The organism is Anaerolineales bacterium, from assembly GCA_022866145.1.
GTDB lineage: Bacteria > Chloroflexota > Anaerolineae > Anaerolineales > E44-bin32 > PFL42.
The window spans coordinates 1-2,621 of the sequence record JALHUE010000389.1 but is presented as its reverse complement, the minus strand read 5'-3'; the positions used below and the strand labels follow the sequence as shown (position 1 = coordinate 2,621).

Genomic DNA, 2,621 nt, shown 5'->3' with positions numbered 1-2,621 from the left:
GAGCGGAGAACGTCCCTGGCCGGTCCGGATAGCTTCGCCGCCTATCTGCCGCGAACCAGCAGCCTGCATCGCCTGCACCCGCTCACCAAGCTGGCTCTGACCGTCTTGCTGCTGGCGCTGACCTTTGCCGTCCCCTGGTGGGCCAGCTATCTGGTCTTGTTCCTGGGCGTCTTGCCCCTGGCGGCGCTGGGAAGGATCTTCGGCCCCTTGACGCGCACGCTGTGGAAGCTCGTCCTTCCCTTTGCCATCCCCATCCTGCTGATCCAAGGATTGTTCTGGGGCGAGGGAGAAGTGGTGGCCTCGCTCGGCCCGCTCTCGCTCTACCGCCAAGGGCTAGTGTTCGCAGTTGCCTCGATCGGACGGATCGCACTCCTCGGCGGCTGCTTCCTCCTGCTTTCGATGACCACCCGGGTCGACATGCTGATGCGGGCACTGGTCGAGCGCGGCCTGCCCAGCCAAGCACTTTACCTGGTCGTGACAACCTTGCAGCTGGTGCCGCGCTTTGAGGCCCAGGCCCGTCGCATCCAGGACGCGCAGCGTGCCCGAGGACTGGAGACCGAAGGCTCGATATGGCGTCGGGCCCGAGCCCTGGTTCCCCTCACCGGTCCCTTGCTGCTCGCCAGCCTGATGGATGTCGAGGAGCGGGCTCTCGCCCTCGAAGCCCGCGGCTTCAGCCGCCGCGGACCGAGGACGAGCTTGATCAGCCTGCAGGATTCCGTCGCTCAACTTTGGCTGCGCCGCGGCATGTGGACGATGGCAGCAGGGATCGTTCTGATCCGACTCGTCAGCCTGGTTGCCGGATGATCGAGCTCCGGCAGGTCAGCTTCACCTACGCCGGCGAGGCCTCCCCCGCACTGGACGGGCTGGACCTGGCTGTCGCCGACGGCGAGCTGTGGGCCGTGCTGGGCGCGAGCGGGGCCGGCAAGAGCACGCTGTGCTCGCTCCTGGCGGGCTTTATCCCGCACTTCTTCCGCGGCAGCCTGACCGGGCGGGTTCGCGTCGCCGGCATCGATGTGCCCAACAGCAGCCTGGCCGTGATGTGCGAGCACGTCGGTTCGGTGTTCCAGAACCCTTTCAACCAGGTGACCGGCGCCCGCTACACGGTTGGCGAGGAGATTGGTTTCGGACTCGAGAACCTGGGGGTGTCCCGGCCGGAGATGCTCGAGCGCATCGAGCGCAGTCTGGCGCTCACCGGCCTTACGGACCTGGCGGACCGCTCGCCGTACGCCCTCTCGGGAGGGCAGCAGCAGCGCCTGGCGATCGCCTCGATGCTGGCCCTTCGCCCCAAGTTGATGATCCTCGATGAGCCAACCTCGCAGCTCGACCCTGCCGGGACGCACCAGATCTTCGCCTTGCTGCGCAGCCTGGTGAGCGCCGGGGAGACGACGGTGGTGCTGGCCGAGCAGCGCCTCGAGTGGGTGGCACAGATTGCCGACCGCTGCCTGGTGCTTCAGGGGGGCCGCAAGGTCAGCGAGGGACCTCCATCCGAGGTGCTGTCAAGCCCGGCGGCCGCCAGCTGGGGACTGGCTGAGACCCGCTTCAGCCGGGCTGCCCGGGCGGCGGCCGCCCAGGGCCTGATGCCGATGCGCCAGCGGCTGCCGCATACGCTCGACCAGGCCACGGAGTACTTCCGGTGAATCTGCAACTCGAGGCGGCCGCCTTCACCTACCCCGGGGGCGCCCGGGCGCTGGGAGGCGTATCGCTGGTCGTGTCCGGCGGAACATGGCTGGCCCTGGTTGGAGAGAACGGCGCCGGCAAGACCACCCTCGCCAAGCTGCTGTGCGGCCTGCTGCGGCCGGACGCGGGACGGGTTTGGGTCGGCGATTGGGATACCCGGGAGCACACGGCGGCCCAGCTGGCGCGCCGGGTCTCCTACGTCTTCCAGAATCCCGATGACCAGCTCTTCGAGCGCAGCGTTCAGTCCGAGGTCGCCTTCGGCCCGCGCAACCTCGGTCTGCCCGCGACCGAGATCGAGGCTCGGGTCCGCCAATCGCTGCAGGCCTTGCAGCTCGACGGGCTGCGGGCGCGCCACCCGTACGAGTTGACCCCCGCCCAGCGCAAGTTCGTCGCCCTGGCAGCGGCCGACGCCATGCAGGCTCCGTTCGTGATCCTTGACGAGCCGACGACCGGGCTGGATGGACCGAGCCAGCAGCTGTTGGCGGCCTACCTGGCGCGCAAGCGGCAGGAAGGCCAGACACTGATCGCGATCTCGCACGACATGGACTTCGTCGCCGAGAACTTCGAACGCGTGGTTCTGCTTTCGCAAGGCACGGTCCTAGCCGACGGGCCGGCAGCCCAGGTCTTCGGCCAGACCGATTTGCTGGCTGCCAGCCAGCTGGAGGCACCCCAATTGGCGCGGCTGGCCGCAGGCCTCGGCTGGCCGACAACCCCGTTGACCGTGGAGGCCTTCGTGGCGGCGCTCGCCTTCCGCCTCAGTCAGGAGGTGCAGGGGTGATCGTTGTCCTGGGTGACTTGCTGCTGGATCTGTCGCTGCGCATCACCAGCTTCCCCGTTCAGGCGGAGGACATGCAGTTGCTCGAAAGCCTCGAGCTTGGACCCGGCGGCGCATCCAACGTCGCGATTGTGGCCGCTCGCCTCGGCCTTGATGTAGGCAGCGCCGG

The 2,621-nt window shown here is 68.3% G+C and carries 3 protein-coding genes; all 3 read left to right on the top strand.

What is annotated here, in order from left to right:
* Positions 1-804, top strand: an 804-nt coding sequence (locus MUO23_11845) for an energy-coupling factor transporter transmembrane protein EcfT (GenBank protein ID MCJ7513649.1), incomplete at its 5' end; no start/stop codon positions are given.
* Positions 801-1,637, top strand: coding sequence for an energy-coupling factor ABC transporter ATP-binding protein (locus tag MUO23_11840; GenBank protein ID MCJ7513648.1), 837 nt, complete (start codon positions 801-803; stop codon positions 1,635-1,637). The genes MUO23_11845 and MUO23_11840, both read left to right, overlap by 4 nt.
* Positions 1,634-2,455 carry an energy-coupling factor ABC transporter ATP-binding protein gene (locus MUO23_11835; GenBank protein MCJ7513647.1) on the top strand — a complete coding sequence of 274 codons (822 nt, stop codon included), beginning with the start codon at positions 1,634-1,636 and terminating at the stop codon, positions 2,453-2,455. Before MUO23_11840 ends, MUO23_11835 begins: the two co-directional genes overlap by 4 nt.
* Positions 2,456-2,621: the final 166 nt, after the last annotated feature.

Coding starts and splice junctions, on each gene's coding strand:
- MUO23_11840 (MCJ7513648.1), top strand. CDS start 801: ATGATCGAGCTCCGGCAGGTCAGCTTCACCTACGCCGGCGAGGCCTCC.